18 protein-coding genes are annotated in these 14,602 nt (G+C 71.3%); 12 read left to right on the forward strand and 6 right to left on the reverse strand.

Going from position 1 to position 14,602, the window contains the following annotated elements:
- On the reverse strand, positions 1 to 948 hold a 948-nt coding region (locus tag ABD743_RS17990), incomplete at its 3' end, for a PAS domain-containing protein (protein WP_344723241.1).
- A 111-nt stretch (positions 949 to 1,059) separates the two neighbouring features.
- Between ABD743_RS17990 and ABD743_RS17995 the strand changes: the two genes are divergently transcribed.
- From ABD743_RS17995 to ABD743_RS18005, 3 genes are read left to right on the forward strand one after another with little or no spacing between them, the layout of a single operon-like run.
- Positions 1,060 to 1,455, forward strand: coding sequence for a VOC family protein (locus tag ABD743_RS17995; protein WP_344723242.1), 396 nt, complete (start codon positions 1,060 to 1,062; stop codon positions 1,453 to 1,455).
- Entirely contained in the window at positions 1,452 to 1,802 is a 351-nt protein-coding gene (locus tag ABD743_RS18000; protein WP_344723243.1) for an MmcQ/YjbR family DNA-binding protein, read from the forward strand. The genes ABD743_RS17995 and ABD743_RS18000 overlap by 4 nt, the downstream gene beginning before the upstream one ends.
- A 9-nt stretch (positions 1,803 to 1,811) precedes the next feature.
- The gene (locus ABD743_RS18005; RefSeq protein WP_344723244.1) at positions 1,812 to 2,588 is read left to right on the forward strand and encodes an alpha/beta fold hydrolase; all 777 of its coding nucleotides are present in this window, start codon (positions 1,812 to 1,814) and stop codon (positions 2,586 to 2,588) included.
- A gap of 18 nt (positions 2,589 to 2,606) precedes the next feature.
- On the opposite strand, the gene ABD743_RS18010 is transcribed toward ABD743_RS18005, so the two are convergent.
- Positions 2,607 to 3,788: a cytochrome P450 gene (locus ABD743_RS18010; RefSeq protein ID WP_344723245.1), complete on the reverse strand. Its 1,182-nt coding sequence runs from the start codon at positions 3,786 to 3,788 to the stop codon at positions 2,607 to 2,609.
- A gap of 93 nt (positions 3,789 to 3,881) precedes the next feature.
- Here ABD743_RS18010 and ABD743_RS18015 point away from each other — a divergent pair, with 93 nt between their 5' ends.
- Positions 3,882 to 4,469, forward strand: coding sequence for a TetR/AcrR family transcriptional regulator (locus ABD743_RS18015; RefSeq protein WP_344723246.1), 588 nt, complete (start codon positions 3,882 to 3,884; stop codon positions 4,467 to 4,469).
- A gap of 3 nt (positions 4,470 to 4,472) precedes the next feature.
- On the opposite strand, the gene ABD743_RS18020 is transcribed toward ABD743_RS18015, so the two are convergent.
- A complete protein-coding gene (locus tag ABD743_RS18020; RefSeq protein ID WP_344723247.1) occupies positions 4,473 to 4,886 on the reverse strand; it encodes a helix-turn-helix domain-containing protein in 414 nt (137 codons plus the stop codon).
- Positions 4,887 to 4,995: 109 nt separating this feature from the next.
- Here ABD743_RS18020 and ABD743_RS18025 point away from each other — a divergent pair, with 109 nt between their 5' ends.
- Entirely contained in the window at positions 4,996 to 5,460 is a 465-nt protein-coding gene (locus ABD743_RS18025; RefSeq protein WP_344723248.1) for a RidA family protein, read from the forward strand.
- Between the two features lie 32 nt (positions 5,461 to 5,492).
- On the opposite strand, the gene ABD743_RS18030 is transcribed toward ABD743_RS18025, so the two are convergent.
- Both ABD743_RS18030 and ABD743_RS18035 read right to left on the reverse strand, forming a co-directional pair.
- The gene (locus tag ABD743_RS18030; RefSeq protein WP_344723249.1) at positions 5,493 to 5,645 is read right to left on the reverse strand and encodes a hypothetical protein; all 153 of its coding nucleotides are present in this window, start codon (positions 5,643 to 5,645) and stop codon (positions 5,493 to 5,495) included.
- A 150-nt stretch (positions 5,646 to 5,795) separates the two neighbouring features.
- Positions 5,796 to 6,710 carry a LysR family transcriptional regulator gene (locus ABD743_RS18035; RefSeq protein ID WP_344723250.1) on the reverse strand — a complete coding sequence of 305 codons (915 nt, stop codon included), beginning with the start codon at positions 6,708 to 6,710 and terminating at the stop codon, positions 5,796 to 5,798.
- A 200-nt stretch (positions 6,711 to 6,910) separates the two neighbouring features.
- Here ABD743_RS18035 and ABD743_RS18040 point away from each other — a divergent pair, with 200 nt between their 5' ends.
- Entirely contained in the window at positions 6,911 to 7,807 is an 897-nt protein-coding gene (locus ABD743_RS18040; RefSeq protein ID WP_344723251.1) for an SDR family oxidoreductase, read from the forward strand.
- 6 nt (positions 7,808 to 7,813) lie between these two features.
- On the opposite strand, the gene ABD743_RS18045 is transcribed toward ABD743_RS18040, so the two are convergent.
- Complete coding sequence (locus ABD743_RS18045; protein ID WP_344723252.1) at positions 7,814 to 8,236, reverse strand: TIGR03668 family PPOX class F420-dependent oxidoreductase; 423 nt, start codon at positions 8,234 to 8,236, stop codon at positions 7,814 to 7,816.
- A gap of 178 nt (positions 8,237 to 8,414) precedes the next feature.
- Between ABD743_RS18045 and ABD743_RS18050 the strand changes: the two genes are divergently transcribed.
- The 6 genes from ABD743_RS18050 to ABD743_RS18075 all read left to right on the forward strand — a co-directional run bounded on the left by ABD743_RS18050 (position 8,415) and on the right by ABD743_RS18075 (position 14,545).
- Complete coding sequence (locus ABD743_RS18050) at positions 8,415 to 10,070, forward strand: ABC transporter substrate-binding protein (RefSeq protein ID WP_344723253.1); 1,656 nt, start codon at positions 8,415 to 8,417, stop codon at positions 10,068 to 10,070.
- A gap of 15 nt (positions 10,071 to 10,085) precedes the next feature.
- On the forward strand, positions 10,086 to 11,042 hold the full coding sequence (locus ABD743_RS18055; protein WP_344723254.1) for an ABC transporter permease: 957 nt from the start codon (positions 10,086 to 10,088) through the stop codon (positions 11,040 to 11,042).
- Positions 11,039 to 11,929: an ABC transporter permease gene (locus tag ABD743_RS18060; RefSeq protein ID WP_344723255.1), complete on the forward strand. Its 891-nt coding sequence runs from the start codon at positions 11,039 to 11,041 to the stop codon at positions 11,927 to 11,929. Before ABD743_RS18055 ends, ABD743_RS18060 begins: the two co-directional genes overlap by 4 nt.
- Positions 11,926 to 12,960, forward strand: coding sequence for an ABC transporter ATP-binding protein (locus ABD743_RS18065; protein WP_344723256.1), 1,035 nt, complete (start codon positions 11,926 to 11,928; stop codon positions 12,958 to 12,960). The genes ABD743_RS18060 and ABD743_RS18065 overlap by 4 nt, the downstream gene beginning before the upstream one ends.
- A 16-nt stretch (positions 12,961 to 12,976) precedes the next feature.
- Positions 12,977 to 14,002 carry an ABC transporter ATP-binding protein gene (locus ABD743_RS18070; protein ID WP_344723257.1) on the forward strand — a complete coding sequence of 342 codons (1,026 nt, stop codon included), beginning with the start codon at positions 12,977 to 12,979 and terminating at the stop codon, positions 14,000 to 14,002.
- 138 nt (positions 14,003 to 14,140) lie between these two features.
- A complete protein-coding gene (locus ABD743_RS18075; protein WP_344723258.1) occupies positions 14,141 to 14,545 on the forward strand; it encodes a hypothetical protein in 405 nt (134 codons plus the stop codon).
- Positions 14,546 to 14,602 lie beyond the last annotated feature (57 nt).

Raw genomic sequence — 14,602 nt, forward strand, 5'->3', positions numbered from 1 at the left:
GAGCTCGTGGCGGTGCCGGCGGTGGACGGCGTCGAGGTACCCCCACCCTCTGTGTTCCAGCTCCGTCTGGCCTGTGATCGAGCGCAGCCCGGGAGCGTCGCGCCGGGCGCTGCCGTCGGCCTCGCGGATCCAGACCGCCGCGCTCGTGGCCTCCACGAGGCTCTGGTACCGGTTCAGCGCGTGCTCGCGCTCCGCAGCCGACTCGTCCAGCGCGCGGCGGGTGCGTTCGGCCACGGTGACGTCCACCATCACGACTCCGACCCCGCGGACCGCTCCGCCCACTATCCGCACCGGGTAGTAATGCACCTGCCACTCCTGGAACGGCCCCCGTCCGTGCCACGACCGGCCGGCCACCGGGACGCCGGAGCGCGGCCTCCCGTCGGCGAGCACCGCCCGCAGCCCCTCCGAGAACGTGGCACCGACGGGCCCGTGCACCTCCGCCGGCGTGCGGCCCACCCGATCGTCGACACTGCCGCCGACGGTCTCGAGGACGACGCCGTTCAGGCGCCGGTACCGCAGCTCGGTGTCGAAGTAGGCGAGACCGACGGGTGCGGTCTCCCAGAGGGCGTCGAGCAGCGCGAACGCCTCGTCCGACATCTCCTTGTCGCCGACGTCGTGCAGCACGCCGAGCGTGGTGGATCCCGGACCGGGCGCGACGCGGAAGTGGAGCTGCCCGCCCTTTCCACCCACGGCCGTCAGCATCCCGCTCACGGTGCGACCGGATCGGATCTCCTCGGCGATTCGGGCGGCGGTGTACGCGTCGAACATCATCGAGGGCTGGTCGGCAGGGCCGTGGGGGATCACGGACCGTCCCACCATCTCGCCGGCGGACCAGCCCGTGAGGCGCTCCGCGGCAGGGTTCCAGAGCGCCACGCGGCCGTCGTCGTCGAGAGCGAAGACGCCGACGGGGAGCAGTTCGACCAGCTCTGCGAGGAGGTCGTCCGGCACGGTTCTCTAGCGTAGGTCCCGCTCCGGCCCCACCCCACGCCGCCACGAACAGGGCGAACAGTTCCCATTCGTTCAAGCCACGCCCCGCGGACCGGGCCTACTGTCCGATTCATGAGCGTTCACCCCACTCTTCGTTACGACGACCCGCGTGCCGCGATGGCGTTCCTGACACGCGCTCTCGGCCTCGTCGAGCAGCAGGTCTACACCGACGACGGCGCCGTCGCGCATGCGGAACTGAGCTTCGGCGACGGGGTCGTCATGCTCGGCACGAGGACCGGCCGGAGCGAGGCGTTCGACACCGGCCGCGCGGTGATCTACCTCGTGGCCGACAGCGCCGACGCAGTGGACGCGCATCACGGCCGGGCCGTCGCCGCAGGGGCCGAGGTCGTGGTGGAGCTCAGAGACCAGCCCTACGGCTCCCGGGAGTTCGCGGTGCTCGATCCCGAGGGGAACGTCTGGACGATCGGCAGCTACCGGCCGGTCGTCAAGCCCGCGGGCCAAGCGTGACCGATCCGCTCCCCCGCCTGCGGGCCCTGTGCCTGGCGCTGCCCGAGGTGACCGAGAAGGTCAGCCACGGCGAGCCGACATGGTTCGTCCGCAAGACGTTCGTGATGTATGCCGACAGGCACCACGACGACCGGGTCGCGTTCTGGTGCGCGGCACCGCCGGGCGTGCAGGAGGAACTCGTCACCACGGCCCCCACCCGGTTCTTCCGGCCGCCCTATGTCGGTGGCCGCGGCTGGCTGGGGGTCTACCTCGACGTCGACGACGTGGACTGGGACGAGGTCGGCGAGATCGTCCTGGACGCCTATCGGGTCATCGCCCCGCGGAAGCTCACGGCGCTGCTCGACTAAGGTCGGCGGGTGCCGGATCTCCCGAGCGTCGAGGTGCCCGGCGGACGGATCGAGTACGACGACGTGCCGGCCGATACCGCCCGCGGCGACCTCGCACCCCTGCTGTTCCTCCACGAAGGCCTCGGGTCGGTAGGGCTGTGGCGCGGTTTCCACCAGCGCATCGCCACCGCCACCGGGCGCCGGGCACTGGCCTACTCCCGCTTCGGACACGGCTACTCCGACCTGCCACAGGAGAAGCGCACGCCGCGGTTCATGCACGACGAGGCCGCCACCGTCGTCCCGGCGCTGTGCTCCGCGCTCCGAGTGGAGCGCCCGGTGCTGGTCGGGCACAGCGACGGCGCGTCGATCGCGCTACTGCGCGCGGCCGCGGCCGGGAGCGACGCCACCGGCATGGTCGTGTTGGCTCCCCATGCGTTCGTGGAGGACGTGGGCCTCGTCGGGGTCGAGCAGGCCCGCCGCGCCTACACCGAGGGCGACCTGCTCACCCGCATGGCCCGCCACCACCGCGACCCCGACGTGACGTTCTGGAACTGGAACGACGTCTGGCTCGACGAGGCGTTCCGCGAGTGGGACATCCGGCCCGAGCTGCCCGCGATCACCTGTCCGGTGCTCGCGATCCAGGGCACGGCCGACCCGTACGGCACCGTGGCCCACGTCGAGGCGGTGCGGGACACGGCCACCGGTCCGGTCGAGCTGCTGGTACTCGACTGCGGCCATGCGCCCCATCTGGAACGACCGGACGTCACTCAGCGAGCGGTCACCGACTTCCTGCACCGGATCCCGTAGCGAACGTTCCCGGCCGCGTCACCACGTGACGTGCAGTGCGGCCGGCCCGGAGTCGACGAACCCGTGGATCCAGGGAATGTCCTCGACCCGGTCGCGCAGGCGCAGGCCGGGCAGCCGCACCGCGAGTGCGTGCAGGGCGGCCCGGATCTCCGTGCGGGCCAGGGCCGCGCCGAGACAGTGGTGCGGGCCGCGACCGAACGCGAGGTGCGGGTTGGGCCGCTCGGGCACGAAGCGGTCGGGGTCCGGGAACCGGTCGGGATCGCGGTTGGCGGCCTCGAGCCGGGCGAGCACCATCTCGCCTGCCGCGATGCGTGTCTCTCCCAGGTCGACGTCCTCGTGGGCCCACCGCGGCAGTACTTCGCCGGTGACACCGGACTGGTGCCGCAACACCTCCTCGACGGTGGCGTCCAGCTGCTCGGGGGCGCCGGCGAGGCTCGCCAACCGGCCGGTGCCGACGAGATGGATCACCGCCACGGACATCACGTTGCAGGTACTCAGGTAGCCGGCGCTGACGAGTGTCGTGACCATCGCGGTGAGCTCGTCCCCGCTGAGCCGCCCGTCCTGCGCGTCGTGCACGCCGATCAGTGCGCTCATGAGGTCGTCACCGGGGTCGGACCGGCGGGTCGCCACCAGCTCGGCCGCGTACCCGCTCAGTGACTCCCACGCCTGCTGCATCGCCGCCGCGTCGAGCTCTCCGGTGGGCACCGACATGTCCACCGTGAGCGCGGTGTCGGCCCAGCGGCGCAGGTGAGCACGCTCCTCGGCGGGGATGCCGAGCAGCTCACTGATCGTCGTGATCGACAACGGGGCCGCGAGGGCGTCGACCAGGTCAGCAGGCGGGCCCGCCGCGGCCATCGCGGCGACGTGATCGGCTGCCAGCGCCTCGATGCGGGTTCGCATCGACTCCACGTGCCGCGGTGTGAAGACCGCTGAGACCAGCCGACGGAGCCGGGCGTGGGCGTCGCCGTCCTGGAACAGGGTGTCGTTGCCCGGGTCTGCTTCACCCAACGGCGCCACGCCGAACCGTGGCTCGGCGAGCACGGCCGCGACTGCGTCGTAGGAGGTGACGAGCCACGCCTGTGTGCCGTCGGGCGTGGTCACGCGGGCGACGGGCTCGGTACGGCGAAGCTCGGCGTAGGCAGGCGGCGGCTCCAGGACGCCGGGACGCTCGAAGGGCAGTGTCCGTGTGGTGGTCGGCATCGGGGTCTCCCTGGGGCGATTTTGCATTACGACTGCAATGTAAAGACGCTCGACGACCGAGTCAATACGACTGCAATGTGAAAGAGTGTGCGGGTGCCGAAGCGGGTCGATCACCAGGCGCAGCGCGCCCGGATAGCCGACGCCCTCATGCGGGTGGCGGCCCATCAGGGCCTCGAGGGCGTGAGTCTGCGGCACGTGGCGGCTGAGGCCGGGGTCTCGACCGGCATGGTGCAGCACTACTTCCGCACCAAGGACGAGATGATGGTCTTCGCCCTGGACATGGTGGGTCGCAGCGTCCAGGCCCGGCTGGCCGCAGCCGCGCCTGACGGCGTTCCGGCCCCTCGGGAGCTCGTGCGAGCGCTGCTGGTGCAGATGCTCCCGCTCGACGAGGAGCGCGCCGCGGAGAGCCGGGTGGCACTGGCGTTCTTCGCCCACGCGGCCGTCCGGCCACACGTCGCAGCGGAGCTGCGCGAGAACACCGTGGTCCTCAGGGCGTTCTTCGCCGACCAGATCCGAACGGCCGGCCGGGCGAGCGATCCGGACCTCGCCGCGACGGCCCTACTCGCACTCGTCGACGGGCTCGGTGTTCACGTCGTCGGCGGTCACTACTCCCCGGAACACGCCCTTGCCGTACTCGACGCGCACCTCGACACGGTGTTCGGCCCGCGGGTCCAGGTGTAGCGGTCAGCCGGGCCCGGCCGGAATGCGCGCGTCGATCTGCTCACGGGCGTGCGGGCACTCGTCGAAGGGCAACGGGCACGCGAGGGCGTGCTCGATCAGCTCCTTCGCCGCCGTGGCCTCGGCGATCCGCCGGTCCAGCACCGCGACATGGCGACGCAGCCGGTCGGCGTGCCGCATCGGGTCGGGCCCGGAGAGCACCACCTGCAGCTCGCCGAGCCCGAACCCGGCCTCCTTGCCCATCAGGATCATCGCGATCCGCGCCAGCTCGGCCGGGCCGTACCGGCGATGCCCGGAGGAGTCCCGGACCGGTGTGAGGAGCCCGACGCTCTCCCAGTGCCGCAGTACGTGCTGCGGCAGTCCGAAGCGGACGGCGACATCACCGATCGTCGCCGTCGGCTCGGGCGCGCTTGACCTCATGTGCACATTGAGCCCGAGCATCCGCACAAGGACCAGCCCGAGATCCTCTTTCCTCGCGGCCCGGCCGACAGGAAGATCCGCGGCAGGCCCCGCACCGTACGGTCAGGACGTGGATGTCGACGCGCGACTTCGAGAACTGGGCCTCGAGCTTCCGACCCCGATGACCCCGGCCGGGAACTATGTGCCGGCTGCGACGGTGGGCGACCTGGTGTACCTCTCCGGGGCCGGCCCGCTGCGCCCGGACGGGAGCATGGTCGTCGGCAAGGTCGGCGACGGTGGCCTGGATCTCGACGCAGCGCGCGAGGCCGCCCGGCTCACCGGCCTGCAACTCCTCGCGGCACTTCGAGCCGAGATCGGTGATCTCGGCCGGGTCCGGCGGGTCGCGCGGATCTTCGGCATGGTCAACTGCGCACCCGGGTTCAACCGGACGCCTGCGGTGATCGACGGTTGCTCCGACCTGATGGTCGAGGTTCTGGGCGATGCCGGACGCGGTGCCCGGTCGGCGGTGGGGATGGCTGAGCTGCCGTTCGACATCGCCGTGGAGATCGAGGCGGTCGTGCAGGTGAGCACGTGACGGACGGGCGCCGACGGCTCAGCTGAAGATGGTCACACTCCGGCGATTGCGAGCAGTTGGCCGGCCATGACCAGCACGGCGGCGGTCATCATCACGGTTCCCCCGGAGAGTCGCCGTCGCAGGATCGCGGTGACCCCGATGAGCATGAAGACGATGACGAGGATCCAGCTGAGTTCGGCGGACATCGGAATGCTCCTTCGCGCTTGTCGATAGCCAGGAAACGCGTGCTCGTCCAAGCCGGTTCAGGATCGCTTGCCACAGCCATGCCGCTCCAGGAGGTACGCCCCCGGTCCACGACGGATGACCCCCGTCTCGGACGGGTGAGAACCCCCGAGTCAGTGGCCGTGGGCGATCGGTGACCTCGGACCGGTGAGGAGGGCTTCGGCACATGTGCGGAAGGCCGCCACGAGACGGCTGCGGTCGCCGGAGCGGGTGGCCAGCACGACGTGGCTCGGCTCGACGCCCTCCAGGGGGACCGTGGTGAGGTCGGGGCGGTGGCTTCGGGTGCTGCTGCCGGCCGGGACGATGGCTACGGCCTGCCCTGAGGCGATGAGCTCGAACTTGTCCTCGACGTCCGCCACGAGGGGACCGTCGGGCGCCCGGCTCCCGTCGGGCCGGGGGTCGACGCGCCAGTACGCGTTCCAGGTCGGGTTGTCGGACACCCGGGGTATGGGTTCCCCGGCGATGTCGTCGAGGGTGGCGGATTCCGTGCCGGCCAGGTGGTGATCGAGAGGTACGAGCAGAACCCGGGGCTCGTCGTAGAGGATCGTGACGCGCAGTTGGTCGCTACGGATCGGCAGCCTGGTCACCGCCACGTCCACGCGGTGATCGAGGAGGGCGTCGCGCGGTTCGTTCCAGGGCAGGTGCAGGCTGCGCACGTCGGCCTCAGGATGTTGGCGGCGAAGCTCGCGCACTGCCGGGGTGACGATCAGGTTCGTGGTGTAGCCGATGGTGATGAGGCTGGGCCGGGCGGCGGCGCGGGTCCGCGCCGCGGCCTGGGCAGCGGAGCGCAGCAGCGCCTTGGCGCGGGGGAGGAAGACCTCTCCGGCCTCGGTGAGCCGGCTGCCCTGTGGGGTGCGGTCGAGCAGACGGGCTCCCAGTTCCTGTTCGAGGCGGCGGATCTGCCGGCTCAGGGATGGCTGGGCGATGCGCAGCGCAGCGGCCGCGCGGCCGAAGTGCCGGTGGTCGGCGACGACGGTGAAGTACCGCACCAGCCGCAGATCGAGGTCCACCGGCGCCGATTCTGGCATTTCCGCATCGTAGCTTCTCGCGTTGGTCGCCTCGTATCTGCATAGCGCCTCTGACCTGCGGTGATGCCTGAAACGTATTGCGCAGTTCGGAACGGGCCTTGGACCCCGGGCGCTCCCCGGCTGCAAGGTCGAAACACGAGCCCGGCACCGTCCCGGTGCCGCTCGGCCCGACCACGTTTGCTTCGTCGAAGGAATGCACCATGCGCGTTTTCGTCACCGGCGCGACCGGATTCATCGGTAGCGCCATCGTCCGCGAGCTGCAGAGCGCCGGACATGAGGTCGTCGGGCTCGCCCGCTCGGACGAGGCCGCCTCGGCACTGGCGGCCGCCGGGGCCGAGGTGCACCGCGGCGCCCTCGACGACCTCGACAGCCTCCGCGGCGGGGCGGCCGCCTCGGACGGCGTGATCCACACCGCGTTCGTCCACGACTTCTCCGACTACGCGGGCGCCGTGCGTACGGATCTGCGCGCCGTCGAGACACTCGGCGAGGCGCTCGCGGGATCCGACCGCCCCTTCGTCATCACCTCCGGGACCGCCGGTCTCACGCCTGGCCGCTTCGCGACCGAAGACGATGCGCCTGATGCCGGGTCGCCCGCCGCGGCCCGGATGCCCGCGGAACGGGCAGCGCTGTCGTTGGCGGCGCGCAGCGTGCGCGCCTCGGTGGTGCGGCTCCCACCGTCGGTGCACGGCGAGGGGGATCACGGGTTCGTCCCCCGCCTCATCAGCATCGCCCGGACCACCGGCGTCTCGGCGTACCCGGGCGATGGTTCCAACCGCTGGGCCGCCGTCCACCGGCTCGACGCCGCGCACCTGTTCCGGTTGGCCCTGGAAGAAGCGCCCGCAGGCGCACGACTGCACGGGGTCGACGAGGAGAGCGTGCCTGTTCGTGACATCGCCGACGTCATCGGCCGGCACCTGAAGCTGCCGGTGACCGCCATTCCCCGGGAGCAGGCCGAGGCCCATTTCGGCTGGCTCGGAGCCTTCCTGTCGATGGACGTCCCGGTCTCGAGCACGCTCACCCGGAAGCAGCTGGGCTGGCATCCGGCGCGGGCCACGCTCATCGCAGACCTCGAAGAAGGTCATTACTTCACCGACTAGCGATGGCTAGGTCGCCGTCCACCCGCTCCAGCGCGTCGGCGTGATCACGAGCACCGCACCCGAGGGCGGCTCGGCGGCGTAGGGCGGGTACTTCGCCCGCAGGTCGGCGAGCGCGCGCTCCCGCAGCGGGCCGGCCTCGTGGATCTCCGCGGTGCCGTCCACGCGCACCCACCACAGCGCGGACCAGTCGTCCTCGTAGCGGTCGACGATCACGCCGACCCGCGGGTCGCGCCGGACGTCGTCGAGCCGCGCGAGGCGGGTGCTCCGCTTGGGCTTGACCTCGTCGATGGCGGAGCACACGAGCCCGTCCACGAGCGCGAACGTGATCGGCACCAGGCGCGGTGTGCCATCGGCGCGCAGCGTGGCGAGGCGGGCCACCAGGGCGGCGGCGAACCGCTCGCGCTGCTGCGCCGCGTCGAGCGCGGGCATTCAGGGCGCCCCGAGCCGGCGGGTCATGCATCCCAGTGTGCCGGGCCGTGTTGCCGGGCCGGTGATGTGCACCCCGTGTTTCAGCTAGATCAAGACTGCCTTTACACCATAGCCGCGGCTTCTAGAAGCACATTACGTTCACCCGACCGAATGACGGCTCAAGGGAGAACGCACGACGATGAAGCGCAGCCTGGTAGCACGACGGATCCGGGGGCGCGGCGCGGGAGCGCTCGCGATCGCACTGGCAGCGGCGGTCGCCGTCGGCTGTGCACCCGTGCAGCAGAGCAGCGGGCCCGCCGCGGCACCCGCCACCGACTCGTTCGGTACCCCGGCCGACCCCGCCGCGGTGCAGCAGGGCGGCACGCTCGTGATGGCGCTGTCGGCCGAGCCCGACATGCTCGACCCCACGCAGTCCCGCTCGCTCTACTCGCGCTACGTCTTCCACACGATGTGCGAGAAGCTCTACGACCTTGACGAGCACACGCAGATCGTGCCGCAGCTGGCCACCGCGCTCCCCACGATCTCCGCTGACGGCTTGAGCGTCACGATCCCGCTGCGTCAGGGGGTGAAGTTCGCCGACGGCACCACGATGGACGCGCAGTCGGTGGTCACCACGTTCCAGCGCAACCTCACGATGGCGGGCTCCGGGCGCAAGAGCGAGCTCGGGCCGGTCACCTCGGTCGAGGCGACGGACCCGAGCACGGTCGTCGTCCACCTGTCGAGCCCGTTCGCCCCGCTGACCTCGGTGCTCGCCGACCGAGCCGGGATGATCATGAGCCCGGCGGCGCTGCAGCAGCTCGGGGACAAGTTCGGGACGGCGCCGGTGTGCGTCGGACCGTTCAAGTTCGAGAACCGCGTGGCACAGAACTCGATCGACGTCGTGCGCGACCCGAACTACTACGACGCGGACAAGGTGCACCTCGACCGGATCACCTACCGGATCATCACCGACGCCAGCATCCGGGCTGCCAACCTGCGCTCCGGCGACGCCCAGGTGGCCGACACACTCTCCACACAGGACACCCCCGCCCTGCGCACCACGCCGGGCATCCAGGTGCTGGAGTCGAACTCCCTGGGCTACCAGGGCATCACCTTCAACATCGGCAACGTGGCCGGGCTCGACAACCCGCTCGGGGACAAGGGCACGCCGGTGGCCAACGACCCTCGGGTGCGCCGGGCGTTCGAGCTCGCGGTGGACCGCCAGGGCCTCGTGCAGGCGGTGTTCGGTGGTCTCTACTCGTCGGCGTGCTCGCCGATCAGCCCGGACACCACCTTCACCAGTGAGGCCGCGCAGGCCTGCACGCCGCACGACCCGGACGCCGCGCGCAAGCTTCTGGAGGAGGCCGGCGTCACGGTCCCCTACAAGATCTCGATGATCACGTCGAACAACCCCGACTCGCTGAGGCTGGCGCAGGCGCTGCAGGCCACGGTGGCCACCGGCGGCTTCGATCTGGAGATCCAGCCGGTGGAGTACTCGGCCCTGCTCGACCAGCAGGACCGCGGTGACTTCGAGATGCTGCAGCTGGGCTGGTCGGGCCGGATCGACCCGGACAACAACATCGCCAACTACCTCAGCACCGGTGGCGGCCAGAACGTGGCCGGCTACAGCGACCCGGCGCTCGACGAGCTGCTCACCCGGGCCCGCACCGCCACCGACCAGGCCGAGCGGGTGCGGCTCTACGGCGAGATCGTCACGAAGATCCACGATGCCGACCCGATCGTCTACCTGTACCGCCAGCGCAACCTCACCGGCGTCGCCGACTCGGTGTCGGGCGTGCAGGTCTTCCCGGACGGGATCGTGCGGGTCGCCTTCGCAGGACGCACCCGGGTCTGACGGGACGCCGAAGGCATGCGGTCCTACCTGTTGAACCGGCTGTGGCAGTCGGCGCTGACGCTGGTGCTCGCCACGATCGTGGTGTTCCTCGGCGTCCGCGCCCTGCCCGGCGACCCGGCGCTCGCGTTCGCCGGGGAAGAACGCGACCCGGCGTCGCTCGCGGCCCTGCGCGAGCGGCTCGGGCTCGACGACTCGATCATCGTGCAGTACGGGAAGTTCGTGCTCGGAGCGCTGCGCGGCGACCTCGGCGAGTCGACGCGGACCGGGATCCCCGTCTCGACGATGATCACCACCGCGCTGCCCGTGACGATCGAGCTGTCGCTGCTCGCGATGCTGGTGGCGGTCGTGCTGGGCGTCTCCACCGGCGTGGTGGCGGCCGTCCGGCGCGGCCGTCCCGCGGAGTGGTTCGCCAACGGGCTCGCGCTGCTCGGGCTCTCGGTGCCGAACTTCTGGCTCGGGCTGATCGCGATCCTCTACCTGTCGGTCGGCCTGGGCGCCTTTCCCGCCTCCGGTTTCGTACCGCTCACGCAGAATCCGATCGACAACCTGCACCACCTCGTGCTGCCCGCGCTCGTACTGGGCACGGGCATCGCGGCGGTCGTGATGCGTCAGACCCGCTCGGCGATGCTCGACTCGCTCGGGGCCGACTACATCCGCACGGCGCGGGCCAAAGGCGTCTCGCCGCGCGGGGTGATCGGGCGGCACGCGCTGCGCAACAGCCTCGTCGTGGTGATCACCATCGTCGGGCTGCAGTTGGGCATCCTCATCTCCGGTGCCGTCGTCACGGAGGGGATCTTCAGCCTGCCCGGCTTCGGGAAGATGACGATCGACGCGGTGTTCCAGCGCGACTATCCCGTGCTGCAAGGCGTGGTGCTCGTGACGGCCACGGCCTACATCGTCATCAACTTCGTGGTCGACCTCGCGTACTCGCTGATCGACCCGCGGATCCGCGTGGCAGGAGCGCCGGCATGACCGCCACCGAGATCGTCACCCCTCCGGCACCGGAGCCGGGCGTCGAACCACCGCGGCGCCGCGCGGCCCTGCGCAGGCTCCGCCGGAGCCCACTGGGCATCGCGGGGTTCGTCGTACTGGCCGTGGCCGTCGTGGCCGCGGTGCTGGCACCCGTGCTCGCGCCCTACTCCCCCGCGCAGGTGCACTTCGACGCCCCGTTCCAGATCCCCGGCACCGTGGGGTTCGCCCTCGGCACCGATGACCTCGGCCGCGACATCCTGTCGCGCATCCTGTACGGGCTGCAGGCCTCACTGCAGGTGGGTGTGCTCGCCGTCGCCCTCACCCTGGCCGTCGGGGTGCCGCTCGGGCTCGCGTCCGGCTACTTCCGGGCGCTCGACGCGGTGATCTCCCGCTTCACCGACCTGATGCTCGCGTTCCCGTTCCTGCTGCTGGCCGTCGGGCTCGCGGCGGTCCGGGGCCCGAGCCTCGGCAACGCAGCGCTCGCGCTGGGGATCTCCCAGATCCCGGGCATGATCCGCGTCGTCCGGTCGGAGACGCTCCGGCTCAAGAACCTCGACTTCGTCTCCGCGTCACTGGTGGACGGAGCGGGCGACGCGTGGGTGCTCGGCCGCCACGTGCTCCCCAACGCGCTCTCCGCGGTGATCGTGCAGGCCACGGTGGCCATACCGCAGGTGATCATCGGCGAGTCGGTGCTGTCGTTCCTCGGGCTCGGTATCCAGCCGCCCTCCCCGAGCCTCGGCGTGATGCTCTCCGAGGCCCAGCAGTACGCCGCGAAAGCACCGTGGACGGCGGTGATCCCCGGCCTCGCGATCATGCTCGTGGCACTCGCCTTCAACCTGTTCGGCGACGCGCTGCGCGACGCCCTGGACCCGAGGAGCTCCCGGTGACGGCCCAGGCCGGCGACGCCGTGCTCGACGTGCGCGACCTGACGGTCACGTTCCGAACCGACGACGGGCGGGTTTCTGCCGTCGACGGGGTGTCGTTCGACGTCCGCCCGGGCGAGGTGCTCGCGGTGGTCGGTGAGTCGGGATGCGGGAAGAGCGTCACCGCGATGAGCATCGCCGGGCTGCTGCCCGGCTCGGCGACCGTCACCGGCTCGGTCCAGCTCCGCGGCCGGGAGCTCGTCGGGGCCCCCGAGCCCGTGCTGCGCACGGTGCGCGGTGCGGAGGTGGCCTACATCTTCCAGGAGCCGATGACCTCGCTGAACCCCGTGTTCACCGTGGGCAGCCAGATCGCCGAGACGCTGCGCATCCACCAAGGCCTCTCACGCAAGCAGGCGCTGGCGCGGGCCGTCGAGCTGCTCGGGCTGGTCGGGATCCCGTCGCCCGCCGCGCGCGTGGGGGCCTACCCGCACCAGTTCTCCGGCGGCATGCGGCAGCGGGTCATGATCGCGATGGCGCTGGCCTGCGATCCCGCGGTGCTGGTGGCCGACGAGCCGACCACCGCTCTCGACGTGACCGTGCAGGCCGCCGTGCTCGACCTGCTGCGCGACCTCGGCAAGCGGCTCGGAACGGCGATCGTGCTCATCACCCACGACCTCGGCGTTGTCGCCGACATCGCCGATCGGGTGCTCGTCATGTACGCGGGCCGGATCGTCGAGACGGCCCCCACGCAGGAACTGTTCGACGCTCCCCGCCACCACTACACGCTGGGCCTGCTCGGCGCGGTCCCGACCGCGGGCAGACGCGCGGCAGGCGGGCGGCTGCAGGAGATCCCCGGGCTGGTGCCGGTGCTGCAGGAACAGCCCGACGCCTGCACGTTCGCCGAGCGCTGCCCCGCCGCGGACGAGCACTGCCGCGCGTCGGCGCCGGCGCTGGTGTTGCAGGAATCCGACTCCCCGGCCGACCCCGACGACGAACGGGCCCTGCACCGGGCCGCCTGCTGGCATCCGGCCGAAGCACTCCTCGTGAAGGGATAGGACGATCACTGGTCTCATGGAGGAGTCCGCTTCTCAGACCCCGCAGGCGGCTCTGGAACTGGACGACCTCGTGATGCATTTCGGCCCGGTGCGGGCCGTCGACGGGGTGAGCCTGCGGATCGAGCGCGGCCGCGTGCTCGCCCTCGTGGGCGAGAGCGGATCGGGCAAGTCGACCGTCGGGCGGTGTGTGGTGCGGCTGCTCCAGCCGACGTCCGGCACGGTGCGCCTCGCCGGCACCGACGTCACGACGCTCAGCAGGCGGCGGCTGCGGCCGCACCGGCGCGAGGTCTCGATCGTCTTCCAGGACCCCGCGAGCTCGCTGGATCCGCGGCTGCCTGTCGGCGAGATCGTGGGTGAACCGCTGCGCCTGCTCGGCCTGGCGCAGTCGCGGCGCGAGCGCGAACAGCGCGTCGGGGATGCGCTGGAGCAGGTGGGCCTGCGCCGGCAGGTCGCGCAGCGCTACCCCCACGAGATGTCCGGCGGCCAGCGGCAGCGGGTGAGCATCGCCCGGGCGCTGGTCTCCTCACCGCGGCTGCTGGTGGCCGACGAGCCCACCAGCGCGCTCGACGTCTCGGTGCAGGCCTCGGTGCTCAACCTGCTCGCCGACCTCCAGCGTGACCTCGGTTTCGCATGCCTGTTCATCACACACGACCTCTCGGCCGTCGAGTACCTGGCCGACGAGGTGGCCGTGATGTACCTGGGCACGCTGGTGGAGCAGGGGTCGCGGGACGCGGTGTTCGGCTCGCCCGCACACCCCTACACGCAGGCGCTGCTCTCGGCCGCGCCGCTGGCGAACCCGCGCGAGCAGCGGGCTCGCCGACGCGTGCTGCTCACCGGCGACATCCCGTCGCCGACCGCCCCTCCCCCGGGCTGCCGGTTCCACACCCGATGCCCGGTTGCGGAAGACCGGTGCCGCACCGAGGTACCGCTGCTGCGGCAGACCCCGATCGGCCAGGTGGCCTGCCACCTGGTGGCCGACGACGGATCCGGGCCGGACGTCCGGATCGCGGGCACCGCGCCGGTCGCGGCGGGAGGCGAGTGACCCGAGCGGCCGGGGGTCGAAACGTTCACGATGTGGGTCTCGCGCCCGCGGAGTGACCCTCGCCATCAGTAACCCGGAGGGGGCACGACCCGCAGGTAGCGTCGACGGTGATCGGATCGCGCGACCTGGGAGGGGCGCATGGCCGTCGACGCATCCCGCAGCCTTGTCGGCTGGCTGGTGAACCCGTTCGGGAACTTCCTGCGCACGTGGGACTACCGGCCGGTGACCAGCTGGTTCGACAACTTCACGATCAACCTGAACTCCCACGACGCCGAGCTCGAAGAGCACGTGCTCGGCAACGTCGGCAGCTACGGGTTGCAGCTGAGCCGCATTCTCGACGCGGTGAACCTGCTGGTGAGCGAGCTAGACCTCGATCGCCTCACCCCTGAGCAGCAGCGCATCGTCGTGCGGCTCGAGGACCTCGCCGAGGACGTCCACCGGTCTGTCGCGGAGTACCGCGGTGGCGAGATCGAGCCCGCGCCCGGCAACGACCGGCCGGAGTTGCTCCCGCGGGTGACGCAACCGCACCCGACGGCTTCCTAGGAGCTGTCCTCAAAGCCACATCCGGAGGGTCGCGAGGTCGATCATGGCCTGGTAGGA

This window comes from Pseudonocardia yunnanensis, from assembly GCF_039534065.1.
In the GTDB taxonomy this organism is placed as follows: Bacteria; Actinomycetota; Actinomycetes; order Mycobacteriales; family Pseudonocardiaceae; genus Pseudonocardia; species Pseudonocardia yunnanensis.

Bases quoted from the DNA above. Each gene is read 5' to 3' on its own strand.
- ABD743_RS17995 (WP_344723242.1), top strand. From the start codon at position 1,060: ATGAGCGTTCACCCCACTCTTCGTTACGACGACCCGCGTGCCGCGATG.
- ABD743_RS18010 (WP_344723245.1), bottom strand. From the start codon at position 3,788: ATGCCGACCACCACACGGACACTGCCCTTCGAGCGTCCCGGCGTCCTG.
- ABD743_RS18020 (WP_344723247.1), bottom strand. From the start codon at position 4,886: ATGAGGTCAAGCGCGCCCGAGCCGACGGCGACGATCGGTGATGTCGCC.
- ABD743_RS18030 (WP_344723249.1), bottom strand. From the start codon at position 5,645: ATGTCCGCCGAACTCAGCTGGATCCTCGTCATCGTCTTCATGCTCATC.
- ABD743_RS18035 (WP_344723250.1), bottom strand. From the start codon at position 6,710: ATGCCAGAATCGGCGCCGGTGGACCTCGATCTGCGGCTGGTGCGGTAC.
- ABD743_RS18040 (WP_344723251.1), top strand. From the start codon at position 6,911: ATGCGCGTTTTCGTCACCGGCGCGACCGGATTCATCGGTAGCGCCATC.
- ABD743_RS18045 (WP_344723252.1), bottom strand. From the start codon at position 8,236: ATGCCCGCGCTCGACGCGGCGCAGCAGCGCGAGCGGTTCGCCGCCGCC.
- ABD743_RS18050 (WP_344723253.1), top strand. From the start codon at position 8,415: ATGAAGCGCAGCCTGGTAGCACGACGGATCCGGGGGCGCGGCGCGGGA.
- ABD743_RS18055 (WP_344723254.1), top strand. From the start codon at position 10,086: ATGCGGTCCTACCTGTTGAACCGGCTGTGGCAGTCGGCGCTGACGCTG.
- ABD743_RS18060 (WP_344723255.1), top strand. From the start codon at position 11,039: ATGACCGCCACCGAGATCGTCACCCCTCCGGCACCGGAGCCGGGCGTC.
- ABD743_RS18070 (WP_344723257.1), top strand. From the start codon at position 12,977: ATGGAGGAGTCCGCTTCTCAGACCCCGCAGGCGGCTCTGGAACTGGAC.
- ABD743_RS18075 (WP_344723258.1), top strand. From the start codon at position 14,141: ATGGCCGTCGACGCATCCCGCAGCCTTGTCGGCTGGCTGGTGAACCCG.